Here is a 20,145-nt window from a genome sequence, read left to right as displayed (position 1 = left end):
CGCCGGGGCGGCGCCGCCGACCGCGGCACGCCCACCGGACGAGCCGCGCGGCGTCGCCGCGGCGCGGCCCTCGGACCCGGATGACCAACCGTTCCCGCGTGCGCTCCCGCCGGAACCGGGGTCGCCGTTCGGGCCCGGGATCTGGGCCCGCCCACGCGAAGAACTGGGATCGCCGTAGTTCATTCCTCACACCCTGCCGGTCGCGGTGGGGCGCGCGGGCGCCGCCACCGGGTTGCCGTGAGCTGGAACACGAGACGCTACACGCCGGACGTGCCGGGGTGCAGCCGTCAAATTGGACCTATTCGGACCAATCAGACTCAGTTGCTGTCGGATACGCCACCCGCTCGTTGCGCGGGACCCGCTCCGGACAGCCGGATTCACCGTTGCGCCTCTCGCCTTCGACGAGGGGTGGAGCCGGTCGGCGCGGACGAGCCGCTCACCGCCTCCTGCTCCGACCCGCCCTCGGCGCCACCGGCCAGACCGTCCCGGCCGAGCAGGAACTGCTCGACGAGATGGTTCCAGTCACAGCCGGGGCACACCTCCACCACGAACACCTGGAACTCACGCAGCGTCATCGCCAGCACCGACAACTCGGCCCGGTTACGCGCCTGGCCGGCGGACTGCTTGAGTTCGTCACCGTAAATGTAGTGGACGTGGATGAGGTTCTCACTGCGGCAGATCGGGCAGCGCTCCTCGGTGGGCTCGCCGTGGAACCGGGCGGCGTTCTTCAGGTACGGCGACGCGTCGCAGACGTCGTACGTGCCGATCCGGCTGGCGAGGAGGTCACGCAGCACCGCTCGCTTCTGGAGCGAGTAGTCGACGACCTGGCGCTGCGTACGCATGCGGCAAAGGGTACGCGGTCCGGCGGGACGAGGCGACCACCGTCACGATCCGTGATGGCAGGAGCGCGCAAACGAGGGTTTGCCCTGATCATGCGTCTCCGCTAACGTGCGATGTATCGGTCCGATACATCGCGGCGGTTACGACTCCGCGCCGGGGGTAAGAAGGGGTGGCCCGTGCTCGAGTTCGCCATCCTGGGCCTCCTGCAGGAGGCTCCCATGCACGGCTACGAGCTGCGCAAGGAGTTGACCGCCAAGCTCGGCGCCATCCGGGCGGCGATCAGCTACGGCTCCCTCTACCCGACGCTGCGCCGGTTGCAGGCGGCGGGTTGGATCACCGAAGCCGCCGAGACGCCCGCGACCGCCGAGGAGGTGCCCGCCCTGACCAGCCGGCGAGGTCGGGTGGTCTACACCATTACCGCGGAGGGCAAGGAACGCTTCGCCCAGCTGATAGCGCAGGCTGGGCCAGAGACGTACGACGACACGGGCTTCGGGGTGCACTTCGCGTTCTTCGCCCGGACCGACCAGGCCACCCGGCTCCGGATCCTGGAAGGTCGCCGTCGAAAGATCGAGGAGCGTCGCGAAGGTCTTCGTGACGTGCTCGGCCGGGCGGCCGAGCGGCTCGACGCGTACACCCTGGAACTGCAACGCCACGGGCTCGACGCCTGTGAGCGCGAGGTCCGCTGGCTGGAGGAGCTCATCGCCAACGAGCGCTCCGGCCGAGCCCCGACGGTCCCGCAACCCGGGACGGCCGGCGGCCGACGAGAAGAAGACAGCCCGCCCCCGCCTGGAGAGTCCAGGAAAGAGCGGCCGTGATGAAGAAGAAGGAGGCAGACGCTATGGGCTCCGTCCGCGTCGCCATCGTCGGTGTGGGTAACTGCGCCTCGTCCCTCGTGCAGGGCGTGGAGTACTACCGGAACGCCGACCCGAACGACCGCGTCCCGGGTCTCATGCACGTCACCTTCGGCGACTACCACGTTTCCGACGTGAAGTTCGTCGCGGCGTTCGACGTGGACGCCAAGAAGGTGGGCATGGACCTCGCCGAGGCGATCGTCGCCAGCGAGAACAACACCATCAAGCTGTGCGACGTGCCGCCGACCGGCGTCACCGTGCAGCGCGGCCCGACCTTCGACGGTCTCGGCCAGTACTACCGCGAGATCATCGAGGAGTCGGACGTCGAGCCGGTCGACGTGGCCCAGGCGCTGCGCGACGCGCAGGTCGACGTGGTCGTCTCCTACCTGCCCGTGGGCTCCGAGCAGGCCGACAAGTTCTACGCCCAGGCCGCGATCGACGCCGGCTGCGCGTTCGTGAACGCCCTGCCGGTCTTCATCGCCTCCGACCCGGAGTGGGCGAAGAAGTTCGAGGACGCGGGCCTGCCGATCGTCGGCGACGACATCAAGAGCCAGGTGGGTGCCACCATCGTGCACCGCGCTCTGGCGAAGCTCTTCGAGGACCGCGGGGTTGAGCTGCTGCGCACGTACCAGCTCAACTTCGGCGGCAACATGGACTTCATGAACATGCTGGAGCGCAACCGCCTGGTCTCGAAGAAGATCTCGAAGACCCAGTCGGTGACCTCCCAGATCCCGCACGAGATGCAGAAGAGCGACGTGCACATCGGCCCGTCGGACCACGTGCCGTGGCTCGACGACCGCAAGTGGGCGTACATCCGGCTGGAGGGCCGCTCGTTCGGCGACACCCCGCTGAACGCCGAGCTCAAGCTCGAGGTGTGGGACTCGCCGAACTCGGCCGGTGTCATCATCGACGCCGTCCGCGCCGCGAAGATCGCGCTGGACCGGAAGATCGGCGGACCGATCCTCTCCGCGTCCTCGTACTTCATGAAGTCCCCGCCGAAGCAGTACGCCGACCACGACGCGCACGCCGCCGTCGAGGCGTTCATCAAGGGCGAGGTCGAGCGCTGACGCGCTGAAACAGCACCGTCGAGGGCCGGGTCCGCACGGACCCGGCCCTCGCGCGTTCAGTCCGACATCTCCAGGTACGGCGACAGCCGCAGTGCCAACTCCTCGACCGAGTCGACCTCTCCGCTGGTCAACGCGTCCGTCAACGCCATCCGGTCCTTCGCCGGCATGCTGAGGACGAACCCGAAGCGTTCCAGGAGGACATCGGCTGCCGTCCAGGCGAGACTGGCGTTCCACATGTCGAGCGGACGCCAGACGAGGATCCCGTGCAGGAGAGCGGCCGCCTGATCCAGCGGCGTCGGATAGACGAGACCCTGAAGCAGGTGGGCGTGCGGCCGCGCGGCCGAGGCGAAGAGGATTCCACCGTCCCGCACGATCGTTCGGGACGCTGTGCTGTCGGCCAGCAGGAGCAGCAGATCCTCGGCGTCCGGCCAGTGCCCCCTCACCGGTCGCCCAACATGTCGTAGAACTCGGCATTCCGCTCACGAACGCGACGCGCGGCCTGGCGGGTCCACTCGTCGCGCTCGTGCCGGTCCAGGTACGCCTGCACCGCCACCTCGACCGTCTTGTGCATCGATCGGTGCTCCGCCTCGGCGAGCTCCTTGAGCCGCTGCTCGACCTCGGGCTTCAGGTTCAGGGTGAAGGCCATACCAGATTTGTATAACTCGTCTGGGTGCACGTCAACCACGCTCGGTGCCACGTCTCCTCCGCACGATTCGGGATCTTGCCGGAGAAGATGATGGCGAGCAGCGTTCGGACCACGACGGACGAATTGTGCGATAACTCCTCAGGAGAGCCAGGCGCGCCGCAGCGCCACCGCCGCTTCCAGTTCCAGCAGGGTCACCTTGCGCGGCAGCCCGCCGCCGAAGCCCACCAGCTTGCCGCCCGCCCCGACGATCCGGTGGCAGGGCACGATCACCGGCACCGGGTTGCGGTTGCAGGCCACCCCGACCGCCCGGGCCGCACCCGGGTCGCCGACCGCCTTCGCCACCTCGCCGTAGGTGAGCGTCTCCCCGTACGGGATGCGGGTCATCTCCCGCCACACCGCGCGTTCGAACTCCGAACCGCGCGGCACGGCCACCGGCACGGTGAACTCGGTCAGCTCCCCGGCGAAGTAGGCGCGTAGCTCGGCCAGCGCCCGGCCGGCGACCGCGTCGCCCGGTTCCCCGGTCGCCGCCGCCACCCGGCCGAAGTGCGCCGCGCGGACGGCCTCGCCGTCGGTGGCGACGGAGAACTCCCCGATCGGCGAATCGAGCACGGTCCAGCGCATGCCCCCCATTCTTCCCCGCGGTCGGGCAAAGTTTCGTCCGCCCCGTGCGTCAGAGGTACGGAGGTGAACGGTGACAGACGTCATCGACGGGGAGTTCACCGCGTTCGTCAACGAACGGGGTGCGGCCCTGCTGCGCGTCGCGTACGCGCTCGCCGGCAACCAGCACGCGGCGGAGGACCTGCTGCAGAACGCGCTGGCCAAGGCGTACGCCCGCTGGCCCGGGATCCGGGGCGACGCGGAGCCGTACGTGAAACGGATCCTCTACCACGACCAGGTCTCCGGCTGGCGGCGACGCGCGCGGCGGGCGGAGGTCCCGGTCGCGGAGCTGCCCGAGCAGGCGGCGGCCGGTCCGGACAGCGACCTGCGGCTGCTGCTGCGGGACGCGCTGCGCGCCCTGCCACCCCGCCAGCGGGCCGTGCTGACCCTGCGCTACCTGGAGGACCTCAGCGTCGAACAGACCGCCGCCCTGCTCGGCTGCCGGGCCGGCACGGTGGCCAGCCAGACCGCCAAGGCACTGGCCCGGCTCCGGCAACTGGTGCCCGGGCTGGACGAGCTGACGAGCCGTACGGAGGTGACGCGGTGACCAGGCTGCTGGACGAGACGCTCCGGGCGGCGGTGCGGGACCTCGCGGACGGTGCCGGCCCCGCCCCCGACCTGGCCGCCCGGGCGCTGGGCCGGGGTCGCCGGCTCCGCCGCCGGCGGCGGGTCGCCGTCGCGGGTGCCGCCGTGCTGGCGATCGTCGCGGTGGCCGTGCCGTTCGTGCTGCTCCGACCCCGTCCCGCCGCGCTGCCGACGACGCCGGCGCCGACAGTCACGCCGTCGCCGACGCTGCTCGCCCCGCCGGGGACGGACTGGACCACGAGGCCGCTGGTGCTGCCCGGTGGCTGGGTGGTCACCCGGGCGCAGGTCAAGGGCGGTTCCGGGAGCGGATTCCTGCTGGATCGGGGACGGAATCGGTACTTCGCCACCGACCGCTACGACGGGATCTTCCCCGCCCCCACCGGCTCCCTCGTCGCGGTCCACGACGACGACCGGCCCAAGGACGTCGGGCTCATCGACCTGGCCAGCGGGAAGACCCGGTGGTACCGGGTGGACGGCGCGCTCTCCACACCGCGCTGGTCGCCGGACGGCCGGCGGCTGCTCTTCACCACCCACCGGGTCGACCACTTCGGCTTCATCGTGATGGCGGTGGCGGACGGCACGAAACAGACCCACCTGGTGGGCCCGTTGGGCTGGTCCTGCACCGACTTCTGCGACTTCACCTGGACCCGGGACGGGCGGGAGGTGGCCCTCACCCTCACCAAGAAGCGGGCCGGGGAGCGGGGGCCCCGGGACCTCGCCAAGGGCGTGCAGCTCTTCTCGGTCGACGATGGACGGCCGACCCGCCTCGTCGAGATGCCGGGTGCGCCGGCCAGCCCGGACGCCTGGTCACCGGACGGAAAGCTCGTGGTGGTCCAGGGCCAGCAGGAGCCGCTGCTGGTCGAGACCGCCACCGGCCGGGTGGTGAACCCGCTGCCCTCCGCCGAGGTGGTCTGGGTCTCCGACGACCGACTGCTCTACCGCCGGCCGCTCGGCAGGGGAGACTTCGTCCTGGCCGACCCGACCGGGCGGGAGCTGGTCCGCCAGCCGCTGCCGAGAGAGCTGGTCGATCTTGAGGTGACCGTCGCGCCGCGCTGACCGTTCGGCCGGCCCGCGGCGTTGCACGATGTCGATACCGTGCAGGTCGTGGCCACGGGGACGCTCATCTTCCTGATCATCGGCGGAGCCGGGGTCGGGGTGCTGGCCCTCGCCCTGGTCGGCGCGGGGCTGTTGCACATCGGTCACCCGGACGTCGACGGTCCGGTGTCGCTGGAGGCGGTCGCCGGGTTCACCGGCGCCTTCGGCTTCGGCGCCGCCATCGTCAACGAGCTGCTCGGTGGGCGTACCCCCGGGATGGTCGCGGCGGCGGTGGCCGGCGGCGCGCTGGCGGCCGTGCCCACCGCGTGGCTGGCGGCCCGGCTCAGCCGGGCGGCCCGCAACATGCGGACCGACGCCACCCCCACCCGGGACCACCTGGTCGGCGCGACCGGCCTGGTGGTCACCCCGGTCCCGACCGGCGGCTACGGCGAGGTGCGGGTACGCCTCGCCGGCCAGCCGGTCAAGCTCAACGCCCGAGCCGACCATTCGCTCCCGACCGGCGCCCGGATCTTCGTGGTCGAAGCGCTCAGCGAGACCAGCGTGCACGTCGAGACCTACTGATCTCCCCCTTCGCACAGACGGGAACTTCCATGCCCCTGCTCGTCGCCATCGGCGGCGCGGTCCTCCTCGCCGTCCTGCTCGTCCTCTTCGTGCTCTCCCGCATCAAGGTGGCCGGCCCGAACGAGGCGTTCATCGTCACCGGCCGCAAGGGCCGGACCACCCAGACCGCCGACGGCGGCCGCTCCACCGACATGTCCGGGCAGAAGGTCGTGCTCGGCGCCTCGGTGTTCGTCCTGCCGGTGGTGCAGAAGCTCCAGTCGCTCGACCTGTCCAGCCGCCGGATCGACGTCGGCATCCGGGGCGCGGTGAGCAAGCAGGGCATCCGTACCGACCTGCACGGCGTCGCGATCGTCAAGGTCGGCGGCACCGAGGACGCGATCCGCGCCGCCGCCCAGCGCTTCCTGCACCAGCAGGACGAGATCGACAACTTCACCCGGGAGGTGCTGGCCGGCGCGCTCCGTTCGATCGTCGGGCGGCTCACCGTCGAGGAGGTCATCCGGGACCGGGCGGCGTTCGCCAGCGCGGTCGCCGAGGAGGCCGAGCACTCGATGACCAACCAGGGTCTGGTGCTGGACACCTTCCAGCTCCAGGACATCCTCGCCGAGGGCTCGTACCTGCAGGACCTGGGCCGCCCGGAGGCGGCCCGGGTGCTCAAGGACGCCGCCATCGCCGAGGCGCGGGCCCGCCAGCAGGCCGAGCAGGAGCGGCTGCTCGCCGAGGAGGCGATCGCCGAGGCGAACCGGAACCTCTCCCTCAAGCAGGCCGCCATCCAGGCCGAGATCGACGCCGCGAAGGCGAAGTCGGCGGCGGCCGGCCCGCTCGCCCAGGCCGAGCGGGACCAGGCGATCCTCTCCGAGCAGCAGAAGGTGGCCGAGCGGAACGCCGAACTGAAGCAGCGGCAGCTCGACACCGAGGTGCGCAAGCCGGCCGACGCGGCCCGCTACAAGGTCGAGCAGGAGGCCGAGGCGGCCCGCAACGCGGCCGTGCTGAACGCCGACGCGCAGCGCCAGGCCACCATCGCCGCCGCGCAGGCCGCCGCCGAGCAGTCGCGGCTCACCGGTGAGGGCGAGCGGGCCCGCCGGGCGGCGCTGGCCGAGGCGAACGCGATCGAGGGCGCCAAGGAGGGTGAGGCCGAGCAGCGCCGGCGTACCGCGATCGCCGACGCGGTCGAGCGCGAGGGCCAGGCCGAGGCGGCGGCCATCCTGGCCAAGGGGCAGGCCGAGGCCGAGGCGATGGCCCGCAAGGCCGAGGCGTTCGCCGCGTACGGCGAGGCGGCCGTGCTGGACCTGCTGGTCAAGGTGCTGCCGCAGGTGGTGGAGGCGGCGAGCGCCCCGATCGGCGCGATCGACAAGATGACGGTCATCTCCACCGACGGCGCGTCCTCGCTGACCAGGTCGGTGGCCGGGAACGTGGCCCAGGGGCTCCAGCTCGGCAGCGACCTCACCGGCATCGACCTGGCCGGACTGCTCGCCAAGCTGGGCAGCGCCCACAGCAACGGCGCCACCAAGCCGGCCGTCGAGGCCTGACCGACGAGCGCAGGGCTCCCGGCGTCGGCCGGGAGCCCTGCCGTCAGTCGAGGACGCCCTGTTCGCGGGCCCAGCGGAGCAGTTCGGCCTCGGCCTCGTCGCGGTCCAGCGGGCCGCGCTCCAGCCGCAGCTCCTTGAGGTGCTGCCAGGCCTTCCCCACCAACGGTCCCGGCGGTACGCCGAGCAGCTCCATGATCGCGTTGCCGTCCAGGTCGGGGCGGACCCGGGCCAGGTCCTCCTCGGCCGCGATCCGGGCGATCCGCTCCTCCAGCGCGTCGTAGTCGGCGGCGAGCTGGGCCGCCTTGCGCCGGTTCCGGGTGGTGCAGTCCGAGCGGGTCAGCTTGTGCAGCCGGGAGAGCAGGTCACCGGCGTCGGTCACGTACCGGCGGACCGCCGAGTCGGTCCACTCGCCCCGGCCGTAGCCGTAGAAGCGCAGGTGCAGGCCGACCAGCTTGACCACCTGTGACGTCACGTCCTTGGGGTAGCGCAGCGCCTTCATCCGGGCCTTGGTGAGCCGGGCGCCGACCACCTCGTGGTGGTGGAAGCTGACCCGGCCGTCCGGGCCGACCGACTTGGTGGCGGGCTTGCCGACGTCGTGCATCAGGGCGGCCATCCGCAGCACGAAGTCGCAGCCCTCCGCCTCCAGCGCCATGGCGTTGCTGACCACGGTGAGGGTGTGCTCGTAGACGTCCTTGTGCTGGGCGTGCTCGTCGATGGTCAGCTTCAGCCCGGTCAGCTCGGGCAGGAAGCGCTCGGCCAGGCCGGTGTCGACCAGCAGCCGCAGCCCGGTGACCGGGTCGGCGCCGCAGAGCAGCTTGGTGAACTCGTCCCGGATCCGCTCGGCGGTGATCCGGTCCAGGTCGGTGGCCATCCGGGTCATCGCCGCGCGGACGTCCGGGTGGACCGAGAAGCGCAGCTGGGCGGCGAACCGGGCCGCGCGCAGCATCCGCAGCGGGTCGTCGCGGAACGACTCCTGCGGCGTGCCGGGGGTACGGATGATCTTCGCGGCCAGGTCGGCCAGGCCACCGTACGGGTCGGTGAACCGGTGGTCGGGGACGCTGACCGCCATCGCGTTGACGGTGAAGTCGCGGCGCTTCAGGTCGTCTTCCAGGCTGGTGCCGTACTCCACGACCGGGTTGCGGCTGACCTGGTCGTACGCCTCGGCCCGGAAGGTGGTGACCTCCAGCCGGAGCCCGTCGCGCTGGAGGCCGATGGTGCCGAACTCCCGGCCGGTCTCCCAGATCGACTCGGCCCAGCCGCGGACGATCTTCAACGTCTCATCGGGGTGGGCGTCGGTGCAGAAGTCGAGGTCCTCGCCGAGCCGGCCGAGGAGGGCGTCCCGTACCGATCCGCCCACCAGGTGCAGTTCGTGACCGGCCCGGGCGAAGCGCCGGCCGAGTTCGTCGGCGACCGGCGAGACACGGAGCAGTTCGGCGACGGCGTTGCGCTGCGCGACGGTCAGCTCACGGCGTTCGGCGGCGTGGGATGCGGAGGCTTCGGACATGGGATCGCCAGCCTATCGGGCCGGGGCCGGATCAACTGCGCCGGGCGCGGGTATGCCGCCCACGTTGACTAAGGTCTCGGGTGTACGGGCCCGGAGGTCCGGCTGCGACGTACCCCTTGGAGGCTGGAGATGAGCGGCGGGCTGTACCGCAGCGCCAACGCGCACGGCGGCGGCCAGCCGCCGGACGACACGGCGACCTTCATCTCGGCCGAGCCGCTCAACCAGCCGGGCGCCGAGGCCACCGCCCCGCCGCAGGAGGTGGTGGCGGAGACCAGCGCCGCGGCGAACAGCGCGGTGATGGCGATCGGCAGCCTGGTCAGCCGGGGTACGGGGTTCATCCGCAACCTGATGATCGGCGCGGCGCTGGGCGGCGCGCTGGTCGGCGACGCGTACACCACCGCCCTCTTCCTGCCGAACCAGGTGTACGAGTTCCTGCTCGGCGGGGTGCTCACCAGCGTGCTGATCCCGGTCCTGGTGCGGCGGCGCAAGACCGACCCGGACCGGGGTGAGGCGTACTCCCAGCGGCTGCTCACCCTGGCGGTGCTCGCGCTGGCCGCGACCGCGCTGATCGCGATGATCGGGGCGCCGGTGCTCACCGCGATCTACGCCAGCGGCAAGGACGCGGACTACACCGGCCTGGTCAACGGCCTGTCGTACCTGATGCTGCCGATGCTGTTCTTCACCGGCGTGAGCGCGCTGATCGCCGCGGTGCTGAACACCCGGGGGCACTTCGCCGCCCCGATGTGGGCGCCGATCCTGAACAACCTCGTGGTCATCGGCGTCTGCGCGCTCTACATCGCGGTCTTCGGCGCCAAGATCGTTCAGCCGCACGAGATGGGCTGGGAGCGGATCCTGCTCATCGGCGGCGGCACCCTGCTCGGCGTGGCGGTGCAGACCGCCGGCCTGCTCCCGGCGCTGCGCAAGGTCGGCTTCCGGTGGAAGTGGCGGTTCGACTTCCGGGCGCTCGGCCTGCGCGAACTGGCCCGGCTCGGCGGCTGGATGTTCTGCTACGTGGGGGTCAACCAGCTCGGCCTGTTCGTGGTGGTCAACCTGCTCACCCGGGCCGCCGGCGGCAAGAATGCCGGCCTGCTGATCTACAACAACGTCTTCCTGCTGCTGATGATGGCGCACGGCATCATCGCCGTCTCGATCATCACCGCGCTGATGCCGCGGATGAGCGGGGCCGCCGCGGAGGGCCGGTTCCGCGATGTCACCGCCGACCTGTCCCGGGGCACCCGGATGGTCACCGCGGTCCTCGCCCCGATCGCCGTCTGTTACGCGGTCCTCGCCGGCCCGATCTCCGTGGTGGTCTTCCGGTACGGCGCCTTCACCGGCGACAACGCGGTGGCCACCTCGACCGTGCTGCTGGTGGCGGCGCTCGGCCTGGTCCCGTTCGCGATCAGCCAGCTCTTCACCTTCGCCTTCTACGCGCTGCCGGACACCCGGACCCCGGCCCTGGTCAACATCCCGGTGGTGGCGCTGCGGGTGCTCCTCCAGGTCGGCCTCTTCCTCGCCTTCTCGGCCACCTTCGCGGCGGCCGGGATGATGCTCGGCAACGCCGTCTCCTACGTGGCCGCGGCGATCATCTCGGCGATGCTGCTGCGGCCCCGGGTCGGCCGGATCGGGCTGGGCGGGATCATGCGGACCATGGGCCGGGTGGTCGTCGCCGCGCTCGGCGCGGCCCTGGTCGGCCTGCTGGTGGTCCGGCTGCTTCCCGGCGACCCGGCGCACCTGAGCTGGCTCGCCGCGGCGGTCCAGCTGATCATCGGCGGCGCGGTGATCGGCGCGACGTACCTCGGGCTGGCCATGGTGCTGAAGATCGGTGAGATCACCGAGGTGGTCGGGATGGTCCGGCGGCGGCTGGGCCGCTGACCGGCCCTGATGACGGACGGTGAACGAGGATCACCAGCCTGGGGATACGGCTGTGGATAACTCGGGATTTCGCGGCTCGGTAGCCCTCTCGGCCTGTGGACAACCATCCGTAAGGCTGAGGGTGGGTGACCTGACCGGGGGAATGCGCAGGTGAGTCGGGCGGCGCCACACCGGGCGACGGCTCCCGGTCGGTGCGCGGCGCGGGACGCGCCGAGCGGGAGTTGCCGAAGCCCCTACGCCGACTACTTTGCCGTCAACCTTTAGATTGGCTGGAGCGTGTAGTCAGTGACAGGGCAGGACGGGGCGGGACCCGGCCGGCCGCCGTGACCCACTGGCGCCCCACCGGCTCCGGCGGGAAGATGACATGTCGGAGAACCGGGCATCCCGGGTAAGGTCACTCACGACGGATACGGCAGGTGCCGACGTGGGCGTCGACACCGGTCCGCCGGTTCCTTCGAAGGCAGAGCGGAAAGCCACATGCCCAGCAGCACGGGTCCATCGATCGACACGATCACCGAGGGAGGACGGGTGACCCAGGTCGGCGAGGGTCAGGAGGCGGAGGAGACTGCCCCTCCGGTCATGACCTTCGGTGCTCCCACGGCCGGTGAGATCCTTGCCGAGCGGTACGAGCTGGTCGAGCACATCAACAACGACAGCGCGGGCCGGCTGGTCTGGCGCGGGGTCGACGTCGTGCTGCGGCGTCCCGTCGCGGTGGTCCTCCGCTACCCGGGCGGCGACTCCGCCACCGAGATGCTCCAGGCCGCCGTGGCGGCCAGCCGGGTGATCCACCCCAACCTGGTCGGCGTGTACGACGCGATCGACGAGGCCGACCGGGCGTACGTCGTCCGCGAGTGGGTGGACGGCCAGTCGCTGCGCGAGCTGGTCGCCGAGGACGGGCCACTGGACCCGGGCCGGGCGACCGCCATCGGCAACGCGGCGGCCAGCGCCCTCGCCGCGGTGCACGCCACCGGGATGGTGCACGGCAACATCCACCCCGGCACCGTCATGATCAGCGATGACGGCCGGGTGGTGCTGGCCGACGCGCGGACCGACGGCGCGGACAGCCAGGAGACCGACCTCCGGGCGGTCGGCGGGGTGCTCTACTTCGCGCTGACCGGCCACTGGCCGCACGGCGAGGCTCCGCTGCACGGCGCCACCGCCGGGCACGGCCGGGCCGCCCTCCCCGACGCGGTGCGGGACGCCAGCGGCTCGATCGCCGCGCCCCGCCAGGTCCGCGCCGGGGTGCCGGCGTACCTCGACGACCTCACCATGGACCTGCTCGACCCGGAGATCGCCCCGCCCTCCTCGGACGTGCTCGCGGCCGAGCTGAGCCGCCTCGACATCCCCGCCGAGGACCACTTCCTGGACCAGGGTGGTCCGCTGCGGTTCACCGCGGACCCCGGTGAGGAGCCCTCGCCGCTGGCCTCCGTCGCCGGCCGCAAGGTCGCCCTCGGCATCGCCGCCCTGCTGGCGGTCGCCCTGGTCGGCCTGCTCATCGGGATCAGCGCCCTGGGCGGCGACGACAAGGACCCGAAGACCGAGCCGGTGGCCCGCCCCTCCAGCAGCGCCCCGTCGTCCGGCGACGCCACCCCGGCCGCCCCGGCGGTGCGGCAGCTCGCGGTGGAGGACGTCCGGATCATCGACCCGGACAGCAAGAGCCGCGACGAGCTGAACGACGCCGAGCTGGTCATCGACGGCAACCTGGACAAGGGCTGGGAGACCGACACCTACACCCGGGCGAACTTCGGCAACTTCAAGCGCGGCATGGGAGTCTGGATCGACCTCGGCTCGCCGCACACCGTCAAGTCGGTGCAGGCCGTCCTCTCCGCCACCGGCGCCTCCGCCCAGCTCCTCGCCGGGTCCGCCGACTTCCCGGTCAGTTCCGCCGGCGACAAGCAGCTGCTGACGAGCTACCTGAAGTCGCCGATCGGGCAGCCGTTCGAGGAGCACGACGGCACCAAGATGACGTTCAACGGGTTCGACCCGGAGCGGAAGTACCAGTACCTCCTCTTCTGGATCACCGAGCTGCCGCAGAAGGAAGGCGGCAGCGGCTACAAGGTGGGCGTCCAGGAGATCACGGTCCAGGGCTCGTGAGCCGGCCGCCGCGACGTCCGCACCGCCACGCTCGGACGTGGTGATGGCGGGTCGCGGCGGGCCCACGCCCGAGCCGGTGACCGGGGGCGCCGCGACGGGCGGCAGCTCCGACCTCGACCTGCTGCGCGCGCACGTGGCCGGCGACCGGGACGCCTTCGCCGAGCTGTTCCACCGGCACCGCGACCGGCTCTGGGCGGTGGCCCTGCGTACCGTCGGCGACCGCGAGGAGGCGGCGGACGCGCTCCAGGACGCGCTGCTCTCGGCGCACTGCGGGGCGGCCCGGTTCCGCGGCGACTCGGCGGTCACCACCTGGCTGCACCGGATCGTGGTGAACGCCTGCCTGGACCGGATGCGGCGGCGGCAGACCCACGCCACGGTCCCACTGCCCGACGGCGTGCACACCGACGGGGAGTCCGGCCGGCACACGGGCGGGGTGGAGCCGGCCGCACCGGCCCGCGACCACGACACCGCCCTGGTGGTCCGGCAGGCCCTCGCCGAACTGCCCGCCGAGCAGCGGGCCGCGCTGGTGCTGGTGGACGTGCAGGGCTACCCGGTGGCCGAGGTGGCCCGGATACTCGGCGTCGCCGAGGGGACGGTGAAGAGCCGGTGCGCCCGGGGTCGGGCCCGGCTGGCCGTGCTCCTCGGCCACCTGCGTACCGGGTCGGACGAGGGGGCGGACGTGCGCCGGGTCACCGGGGGGAACCGACGCCCGCCCGAGGGCGTCGGATCCACGTCGGGGCGGTCCCGGCGGGACGCCAGTCAGGAGGAGACGTGACTGCCCGGGAGTTCAGCGGGGTCGACCACGACCTGCTCGCCGACTACATCGGCGGGGCGCTGGACGGCACCCCGGAGCAGCAGACCGTCTCCGGACTGGTCGCGGCGGACCCGGCCTGGCGCGCCGCGTACGACGACCTGGTGCGGGCGCTGGACCTGGTGCACGCGGACCTGGCCGAGTGGGCGGCCGGCCCGGCGCCGGAGCTGCCCCTGGCCGTGGCCGACCGGATCACCGCGGCGCTGGCGGGAGCCGGACCGGCCCCGGCCGGCGACGCACCGCTCGGGCCCGGAGTTGACGGCGATCCGGCTGACGGGCGACGCGGCACCGTGCCGGCGCAGGCGACCGGCGGGAGCCGGCGGACCCGGGGGACGACCCGGCCGGCGGACGGCCCGGATCCCCGGACCGGGCCGGGCCGGCGCGCCCGCCGCTGGGCCCGGGTCGCCGGACCGGTCGCCGTGGCGGCCGCCTCGATCGCGGCCGTCGGGTTGGGGCTGGGCAACCTGGTCGGCGCGGGTGACACCGGCAGTGCGGGCCTGTCGTCCGCCGACAAGGCGGACGCTCCGGCGGCGGCCGAGGGTGGCGCCCGGGCCTTCGACCGGGCCACGGCGGCCACGACGAGCAGCGGCACGGACTACACCCCGGAACGGTTGGCCGGTGGCCTCAGCACCACGTTCGCCAGCCCGTCGCAGGAGAAGGGCTTTCTCGGCGGGCCCGACATGGCCCCGAAGGGGGGACGGGCGGCCGCCCCACCCGCGCTGGCACAGCTGGCCCGGCCGGCGGCCCTGGACGCGTGCCTCACCGCGATCGGCGTCGAGCACGGGGCCACGCCGATCACCGTCGGCCTGGTCGACTACGCGTCGTTCCAGGGGCTCCCCGCTCTGGTGGTGACGTTCGTCGACGCGGCGGGCGCCCGCTGGGCGTGGGCCAGCGGGCCGGAGTGCGGCGTACCGGGCTCCGGCGCGGACACCCGGTTCCGTACGCGGGTAGGGTGAGGGCGCGGTCATCGGCGGCTGCCGTTCTACGTGACGTGACCCACCGGGTGACCGGCTCGGGAATCCCCACTTCGTACGATGACGTTCTGCAAGTCAGGCGCCGGCGCCGCCAGGTCCGTCGGCACTCGGGATCGACATCGTCCCGGCGGCAGATCAGCCGGAGCAGATGACGAACACACACATCGGGAGATGGCAGTGGACGAGGTCCGCAACCTGATCATCATCGGCTCCGGGCCGGCCGGTTACACGGCGGCGGTCTACGCCGCGCGCGCCAACCTCAAGCCGCTCGTGATCGAGGGCGTGCAGTCCGGTGGCGCGCTGATGACCACCACCGAGGTGGAGAACTTTCCCGGTTTCGCGGACGGCATTCTCGGCCCCGAGCTGATGGACAACATGCGCAAGCAGGCCGAGCGGTTCGGTGCCGAGTTCCTTACCGACGACGTGACCCGGGTCGAGCTGCGGGACACCGGCGAGGTCGGCTCCGACGCGGTCAGCACCGTCTGGGTCGGCGGGACCGCGTACCGGGCGAAGGCGGTCATCCTCTCCACCGGGTCGGCCTGGCGTCCGCTGGGCGTGCCGGGCGAGCAGGAGTACCTGGGCCACGGCGTGTCGTCCTGCGCCACCTGCGACGGCTTCTTCTTCCGCAACCAGCACATCGTGGTGGTCGGCGGCGGCGACTCGGCGATGGAGGAGGCCAGCTTCCTCACCCGGTTCGCCGAGTCGGTCACGATCATCCACCGCCGGGACGCGTTCCGGGCCAGCAAGATCATGGCCGAGCGGGCGCTGGGCAACGACAAGATCAAGGTCGAGTGGAACACCGTCATCGAGGAGATCCTCGGCGAGGACGGCAAGGTCAGCGGGGTCCGGGTCCGCAACGTGCACACGGGCGAGAGCAAGGTGCTCGACGTGACCGGCGTCTTCGTGGCGATCGGTCACGACCCGCGCAGTGAGCTCTTCCGCGACCAGGTGGAACTCGACGACGAGGGGTACGTGAAGGTGCAGGCGCCGAGCACCCGGACCAGCATCCCGGGTGTCTTCGCGGCCGGTGACGTGGTCGACCACACCTACCGGCAGGCGATCACCGCCGCCGGTACGGGCTGTGCCGCCGCGCTGGACGCCGAGCGCTTCATCGCCACCCTGCAAAGCTGAAATATTTTCAGAGAAGTTCCCGGAGGAGGGGTTCATAGTGGGAGCAACCAAGGCGGTCACCGACGCGAGCTTCGCGAGTGATGTGCTGAAGTCGGACAAGCCGGTTCTGGTCGACTTCTGGGCGGAGTGGTGCGGGCCGTGCCGCAAGGTCTCGCCGCTGCTGGAGGAGATCGCCGGCGAGATGGGCGACCAGGTCAGCATCGTCAAGCTCAACATCGACGAGAACCCTGAGACCGCGCGCACCTACCGGGTGATGTCCGTGCCGACCCTCACCATCTTCAAGAACGGTGAGCCGGTGCAGTCCATCGCCGGCGCGAAGCCGAAGGGTGAGCTGGTCCGGCTCATCCAGTCGGCGCTCTGAGCCGACGCCCGACACCTCCGGAACCCCCGTCGCCCACCTCGGGTGGCGGGGGTTCCGGCTTCCCTGACCTGGCCGAACATGAAGCCTTCTGGTAACCGATCACGGTACGCTCCGTAAGCGTCCGTCGGAGTCTCCGGCCAGCCAGCATCCGTGCAGAGGGGGTCGTCGTGCGTCCGATCCGACCCGGTGACCGGGGACCCGCGGTGGCCGAGATCCGTACCGTCCTCACCGGCCTGGACCTGCTTCCCGCCGGCGACGGGGGCGACGAGTTCGACGCCCCGACCGAGCGGGCCGTTCGGGCGTTCCAGCAGTCCCGTGGCCTGAGCGTGGACGGGCGGGTCGGGGCGGAGACCTGGCGGGCGCTGGACGCGGCCCGGTGGCGCCTCGGCGCCCGTACCCTCTACCACGCGGTGCCCGAGCCGCTGATCGGCGAGGACGTCCGCACGCTCCAGGAACGCCTCCTCGAGATGGGGTACGACGCCGGTCGGGCCGACGCCATCTACGGGATCCGCACCTCCCGCGCCGTGGCCCAGTTCCAGCGGGAGATGGGGCTCAAGCCGGACGGGACATGCGGCCCGCACACCATGAACACCCTGCGCCGCCTCGGCCGGAAGGTGGTCGGCGGCCGCCCGCAGTGGCTGCGCGAGTCCGACGCGATCCGCCAGGCCGGTCCCACGCTGGTCGGCCGGACCGTGGTGATCGACCCGGGACACGGCGGCACCGACCCGGGCGAGGTGGTGCCCGACGGACCGCTGCGGTGGACCGAGGCCGACATCGTGTACGACCTGGCCAGCCGGCTGGAGGGGCGGCTCGCCGCGGCCGGGGTACGGGTGCACCTCACCCGCGGTCCGACGCCGGGCGCCTGCCTGCCGGACGGCGACCGGGCCCAACTGGCCAACTCCCTCGGTGCGGACGTCTTCATCTCGCTGCACACCGACGGGCACGCCAACCCGGCCGCCGACGGGGTGGCCACCTACCACTACGGCACCGACAACGGCGTCACCTCGGCCACCGGGGAGCGGCTGGCCGGGCTGGTGCAGCGGGAGATCGTGGCGCGGACCGGGCTGCGCGACTGCCGTACCCACGCCAAGGCGTGGGAGCTGCTGCGGCTGACGAAGATGCCGGCGGTCCGGGTCGAGGTGGGCTACCTGACCTCACCGGCGGACCGGGGCCGGCTCGTCGACCCGCGGTTCCGGGACCGGGTCGTCGAGGCGATCGTCGCCGCCGTGCAGCGGATGTACTTCCCCATCGAGCGGGACGTCCCGACCGGCTCGATCGACGTGAGCGAGCTGCGGGCGATCGTCGCCGCCGGCACGGTGGTGGACTGAGCCGCCGGTCAGCTCGTGGAGCGGGTGGCCGGGGCCGGGCGGACCGGGCGGAGCAGCGTCTCCGGGCTCATCGAGCCGAGCAGCTTCTCCAACGCGTACTCGACGTCGGACTTCCAACTCAGCGCTGTGCGCAGCTCCAGCCGCAGGCGAGGGTAGCGGGGATGCGGGCGGACGGTCTTGAAGCCCACCGAGAGGAAGAAGTCCGCCGGCGCGACGCAGGCCCGGGTCGGGTCGTCCTCCGCCCCGTCCCCGAACTTGGCGTCGCCGAACGCCTCGATCGCCTTGATGCCGCGCTTGGTGAGATCCCGGGCCACACCCTGCACCAGCATCCGGCCCAGGCCGCCACCGGCGAAGGCGGGCACCACGGTCGCGTTCATCAGCAGCGCGGCGTCCGCGGAGACCGGCGAGGTGGGAAAGGCCATCGAGCGCGGGACGTACGCGGGCGGGGCGTACATCACGAAACCGGCCGGCATCCCGTCGACGTACACGAGCTTGCCGCAGGAACCCCATTCCAGCAGGGTCTGGGAGACCCATGCCTCCTTCTCCAGCCCGGGGTCGCCCGCGGCGCAGGCCCGGTCGGCGGAAACCGGGTCCAGCTCCCAGTAGACGCACTCACGGCAGGGTCGGGGCAGGTCCTCGAGGGTGTCGAGGGTCAGACTGACCAGACGTCGCGACATCGGCGCATCCCCACCAGTAGGCTCGGGGCGGAAGCCACATTCGTGCCTCTTTCTGCCCCCGACGAGCGATCGTACGCCCCCGCCCGACGGTACGGGAGAGGACGCACAAACGCCCACCCGAGCCGGGGACGGCCCGGTCCGGGATGTGGACGTAACCACACGGCGGGGTCCGCCCCTGGCCGATGGGGACTACGATCGACCAACCGGCCGTCGCGCGCCGCCATGGATGTCGGCATCGCGGGTACCACACCGGGCGGCAGCCCCGCCGACACCCGATCGAGGTGATGTCATGACCGGCACGACGCTCGACGACTACACCGACCGGTACGCCCGCCGGGTCCGGGGGATGACCGCCTCCGAGATCCGGGCGCTCTTCGCGGTGGCCAGCCGGCCGGAGGTGGTCTCGCTCGCCGGTGGGGCGCCGTACATCGCGGCGCTGCCGCTGGACGCGGTCGGCGAGATGCTCGGCCGGCTCGGCGCCGAGCACGGCGCGACCACCCTCCAGTACGGCATCGGCCAGGGCACGCTGGAGCTGCGCGAGCGGATCTGCGAGGTGATGGCCCTCTCCGGGATCGACGCCTCCTGCGGCGCCTCCCCGGAGGACGTGGTGGTCACCGTCGGCGGGCAGCAGGCGCTCGACCTGGTGGCCCGGCTGTTCCTGGACCCGGGCGACGTGGTGCTCGCCGAGGGGCCGACGTACGTCGGCGCACTCGGGGTGTTCCAGGCCGCCCAGGCCCAGGTGGCCCACGTGCCGATGGACGCCGAGGGGCTCATCCCGGAGGCACTGGAGGCGGCCATCGCCGACCTGTCCCGCGCCGGACGGCGGGTGAAGTTCCTCTACACCATCCCCACCTACCAGAACCCGACCGGCGTGACGCTCAGCGAGGAGCGGCGGGAGCGGGTGCTCGACATCTGCGAACGCGCCGGCCTGCTGGTGGTCGAGGACGACCCGTACGGTCAGCTCGGCTTCGAGGGCGACGCGCCGGCGCCGCTGCGGGCCCGGCGGCGCGACGGGGTCTTCTACCTGAGCACCTTCTCCAAGACGTTCGCCCCGGGCCTGCGGGTGGGCTGGATCCTCGCCCCGCACGCGGTCCGCGACAAGCTGGTCATCGCCAGCGAGGCACAGATCCTCTGCCCCAGCGGCTACGCGCAGGCCGCCGTCTCGACCTACCTCGGCACGATGCCCTGGCGGCAGCAGCTCAAGGTCTACCGCGAGGTCTACCGGGAACGCCGGGACGCGATGCTCACCGCGCTGGCGGACCTGATGCCCGCGGGCACCACCTGGACCACGCCGGCCGGCGGCCTCTTCGTCTGGGCGACCCTGCCCGACGGCCTGGACTCCAAGGCGATGATGCCCCGCGCCATCGCCGCCCGGGTCGCGTACGTGCCGGGCACCGGCTTTTACGCCGACGGCACGGGCAGCGGCAACATGCGGCTCAACTTCTCCTTCCCCTCGCCGGAGCGGATCCGGGAGGGCGTCCGCCGGCTCTCCGGCGTGATGGAGCAGGAGATCGCCATGCGCAAGGTCTTCGGCGCGGTCGGCGGCTCCGGGCCGCGGCGTCGGCAGGGCGGCTCGGACGCGCCCGGTCCCGACTTGGCATGAT

The 20,145-nt window shown here is 72.2% G+C and carries 20 protein-coding genes; 14 read left to right on the top strand and 6 right to left on the bottom strand.

Annotated elements, in window-relative coordinates; genetic code table 11:
* Window positions 1-377: 377 nt before the first annotated feature.
* Window positions 378-842, bottom strand: a complete 465-nt coding sequence (locus EFE23_RS18445; RefSeq protein WP_123242185.1) for a DUF5318 domain-containing protein — start codon at window positions 840-842, stop codon at window positions 378-380.
* A 174-nt stretch (window positions 843-1,016) separates the two neighbouring features.
* Between EFE23_RS18445 and EFE23_RS18440 the strand changes: the two genes are divergently transcribed.
* Window positions 1,017-1,655, top strand: a complete 639-nt coding sequence (locus EFE23_RS18440) for a PadR family transcriptional regulator (RefSeq protein WP_123242184.1) — start codon at window positions 1,017-1,019, stop codon at window positions 1,653-1,655.
* 23 nt (window positions 1,656-1,678) lie between these two features.
* Window positions 1,679-2,758 carry an inositol-3-phosphate synthase gene (locus EFE23_RS18435; protein ID WP_123242183.1) on the top strand — a complete coding sequence of 360 codons (1,080 nt, stop codon included), beginning with the start codon at window positions 1,679-1,681 and terminating at the stop codon, window positions 2,756-2,758.
* A 56-nt stretch (window positions 2,759-2,814) separates the two neighbouring features.
* Here EFE23_RS18435 and EFE23_RS18430 read toward each other — a convergent pair whose 3' ends face one another.
* From EFE23_RS18430 to EFE23_RS18420, 3 genes are all read right to left on the bottom strand, one after another.
* Window positions 2,815-3,201 carry a hypothetical protein gene (locus EFE23_RS18430; protein ID WP_123242182.1) on the bottom strand — a complete coding sequence of 129 codons (387 nt, stop codon included), beginning with the start codon at window positions 3,199-3,201 and terminating at the stop codon, window positions 2,815-2,817.
* Entirely contained in the window at window positions 3,198-3,404 is a 207-nt protein-coding gene (locus EFE23_RS18425) for a ribbon-helix-helix domain-containing protein (RefSeq protein ID WP_123242181.1), read from the bottom strand. The genes EFE23_RS18430 and EFE23_RS18425 overlap by 4 nt, the downstream gene beginning before the upstream one ends.
* 138 nt (window positions 3,405-3,542) lie before the next feature.
* Complete coding sequence (locus EFE23_RS18420) at window positions 3,543-4,025, bottom strand: methylated-DNA--[protein]-cysteine S-methyltransferase (RefSeq protein ID WP_123242180.1); 483 nt, start codon at window positions 4,023-4,025, stop codon at window positions 3,543-3,545.
* Between the two features lie 70 nt (window positions 4,026-4,095).
* On the opposite strand from EFE23_RS18420, the gene EFE23_RS18415 reads away from it, so the two are divergent.
* Genes EFE23_RS18415 through EFE23_RS18400 form a run of 4 tightly spaced genes read left to right on the top strand, consistent with a single transcriptional unit; the run spans window position 4,096 to window position 7,789 of the window.
* Entirely contained in the window at window positions 4,096-4,608 is a 513-nt protein-coding gene (locus tag EFE23_RS18415) for a SigE family RNA polymerase sigma factor (protein WP_123242179.1), read from the top strand.
* On the top strand, window positions 4,605-5,702 hold the full coding sequence (locus EFE23_RS18410) for a TolB family protein (protein ID WP_123242178.1): 1,098 nt from the start codon (window positions 4,605-4,607) through the stop codon (window positions 5,700-5,702). The genes EFE23_RS18415 and EFE23_RS18410 overlap by 4 nt, the downstream gene beginning before the upstream one ends.
* Window positions 5,703-5,741: 39 nt before the next feature.
* Window positions 5,742-6,263 (top strand): NfeD C-terminal domain-containing protein, encoded by a 522-nt coding sequence (locus EFE23_RS18405; RefSeq protein WP_233601051.1) that lies wholly within the window; start codon window positions 5,742-5,744, stop codon window positions 6,261-6,263.
* A 29-nt stretch (window positions 6,264-6,292) separates the two neighbouring features.
* Entirely contained in the window at window positions 6,293-7,789 is a 1,497-nt protein-coding gene (locus EFE23_RS18400) for a flotillin family protein (protein WP_123242176.1), read from the top strand.
* A gap of 43 nt (window positions 7,790-7,832) precedes the next feature.
* Here EFE23_RS18400 and EFE23_RS18395 read toward each other — a convergent pair whose 3' ends face one another.
* On the bottom strand, window positions 7,833-9,293 hold the full coding sequence (locus tag EFE23_RS18395) for a CCA tRNA nucleotidyltransferase (protein ID WP_123242175.1): 1,461 nt from the start codon (window positions 9,291-9,293) through the stop codon (window positions 7,833-7,835).
* A gap of 129 nt (window positions 9,294-9,422) precedes the next feature.
* On the opposite strand from EFE23_RS18395, the gene murJ reads away from it, so the two are divergent.
* The 7 genes from murJ to EFE23_RS18360 all read left to right on the top strand — a co-directional run bounded on the left by murJ (window position 9,423) and on the right by EFE23_RS18360 (window position 17,864).
* The gene (gene murJ / locus EFE23_RS18390; RefSeq protein ID WP_123242174.1) at window positions 9,423-11,165 is read left to right on the top strand and encodes a murein biosynthesis integral membrane protein MurJ; all 1,743 of its coding nucleotides are present in this window, start codon (window positions 9,423-9,425) and stop codon (window positions 11,163-11,165) included.
* Between the two features lie 477 nt (window positions 11,166-11,642).
* Window positions 11,643-13,259 (top strand): protein kinase family protein, encoded by a 1,617-nt coding sequence (locus tag EFE23_RS18385; RefSeq protein ID WP_123242173.1) that lies wholly within the window; start codon window positions 11,643-11,645, stop codon window positions 13,257-13,259.
* Between the two features lie 43 nt (window positions 13,260-13,302).
* Window positions 13,303-14,034 (top strand): RNA polymerase sigma factor SigM, encoded by a 732-nt coding sequence (sigM, locus tag EFE23_RS18380; protein ID WP_123242186.1) that lies wholly within the window; start codon window positions 13,303-13,305, stop codon window positions 14,032-14,034.
* The gene (locus EFE23_RS18375) at window positions 14,031-15,026 is read left to right on the top strand and encodes an RsmA family anti-sigma factor (RefSeq protein WP_123242172.1); all 996 of its coding nucleotides are present in this window, start codon (window positions 14,031-14,033) and stop codon (window positions 15,024-15,026) included. The genes sigM and EFE23_RS18375 overlap by 4 nt, the downstream gene beginning before the upstream one ends.
* A 195-nt stretch (window positions 15,027-15,221) precedes the next feature.
* Complete coding sequence (gene trxB / locus EFE23_RS18370; RefSeq protein WP_123242171.1) at window positions 15,222-16,175, top strand: thioredoxin-disulfide reductase; 954 nt, start codon at window positions 15,222-15,224, stop codon at window positions 16,173-16,175.
* A 37-nt stretch (window positions 16,176-16,212) separates the two neighbouring features.
* A complete protein-coding gene (gene trxA / locus EFE23_RS18365) occupies window positions 16,213-16,536 on the top strand; it encodes a thioredoxin (RefSeq protein ID WP_123242170.1) in 324 nt (107 codons plus the stop codon).
* A 167-nt stretch (window positions 16,537-16,703) separates the two neighbouring features.
* Window positions 16,704-17,864 carry an N-acetylmuramoyl-L-alanine amidase gene (locus tag EFE23_RS18360; RefSeq protein WP_123242169.1) on the top strand — a complete coding sequence of 387 codons (1,161 nt, stop codon included), beginning with the start codon at window positions 16,704-16,706 and terminating at the stop codon, window positions 17,862-17,864.
* An 8-nt stretch (window positions 17,865-17,872) separates the two neighbouring features.
* On the opposite strand, the gene EFE23_RS18355 is transcribed toward EFE23_RS18360, so the two are convergent.
* On the bottom strand, window positions 17,873-18,541 hold the full coding sequence (locus tag EFE23_RS18355) for a GNAT family protein (RefSeq protein WP_123242168.1): 669 nt from the start codon (window positions 18,539-18,541) through the stop codon (window positions 17,873-17,875).
* Between the two features lie 289 nt (window positions 18,542-18,830).
* Here EFE23_RS18355 and EFE23_RS18350 point away from each other — a divergent pair, with 289 nt between their 5' ends.
* Window positions 18,831-20,144: an aminotransferase-like domain-containing protein gene (locus EFE23_RS18350; protein WP_123242167.1), complete on the top strand. Its 1,314-nt coding sequence runs from the start codon at window positions 18,831-18,833 to the stop codon at window positions 20,142-20,144.
* The last annotated feature ends 1 nt before the right edge of the window (window position 20,145 follow it).

This window comes from Micromonospora solifontis (assembly GCF_003725545.1).
Taxonomy (GTDB): Bacteria; Actinomycetota; Actinomycetes; order Mycobacteriales; family Micromonosporaceae; genus Micromonospora; species Micromonospora solifontis.
The sequence above is the reverse complement of the archived record's forward strand: the minus strand, read 5'-3'. Positions and strand labels throughout refer to the sequence as shown.

What these genes read in the sequence shown, in the direction of transcription:
- EFE23_RS18445 (WP_123242185.1), bottom strand. Translation starts at nt 842, where the DNA reads ATGCGTACGCAGCGCCAGGTCGTCGACTACTCGCTCCAGAAGCGAGCG.
- EFE23_RS18435 (WP_123242183.1), top strand. Translation starts at nt 1,679, where the DNA reads ATGGGCTCCGTCCGCGTCGCCATCGTCGGTGTGGGTAACTGCGCCTCG.
- EFE23_RS18425 (WP_123242181.1), bottom strand. Translation starts at nt 3,404, where the DNA reads ATGGCCTTCACCCTGAACCTGAAGCCCGAGGTCGAGCAGCGGCTCAAG.
- EFE23_RS18420 (WP_123242180.1), bottom strand. Translation starts at nt 4,025, where the DNA reads ATGCGCTGGACCGTGCTCGATTCGCCGATCGGGGAGTTCTCCGTCGCC.
- EFE23_RS18400 (WP_123242176.1), top strand. Translation starts at nt 6,293, where the DNA reads ATGCCCCTGCTCGTCGCCATCGGCGGCGCGGTCCTCCTCGCCGTCCTG.
- EFE23_RS18395 (WP_123242175.1), bottom strand. Translation starts at nt 9,293, where the DNA reads ATGTCCGAAGCCTCCGCATCCCACGCCGCCGAACGCCGTGAGCTGACC.
- murJ (WP_123242174.1), top strand. Translation starts at nt 9,423, where the DNA reads ATGAGCGGCGGGCTGTACCGCAGCGCCAACGCGCACGGCGGCGGCCAG.
- EFE23_RS18385 (WP_123242173.1), top strand. Translation starts at nt 11,643, where the DNA reads ATGCCCAGCAGCACGGGTCCATCGATCGACACGATCACCGAGGGAGGA.
- sigM (WP_123242186.1), top strand. Translation starts at nt 13,303, where the DNA reads ATGGCGGGTCGCGGCGGGCCCACGCCCGAGCCGGTGACCGGGGGCGCC.
- EFE23_RS18355 (WP_123242168.1), bottom strand. Translation starts at nt 18,541, where the DNA reads ATGTCGCGACGTCTGGTCAGTCTGACCCTCGACACCCTCGAGGACCTG.
- EFE23_RS18350 (WP_123242167.1), top strand. Translation starts at nt 18,831, where the DNA reads ATGACCGGCACGACGCTCGACGACTACACCGACCGGTACGCCCGCCGG.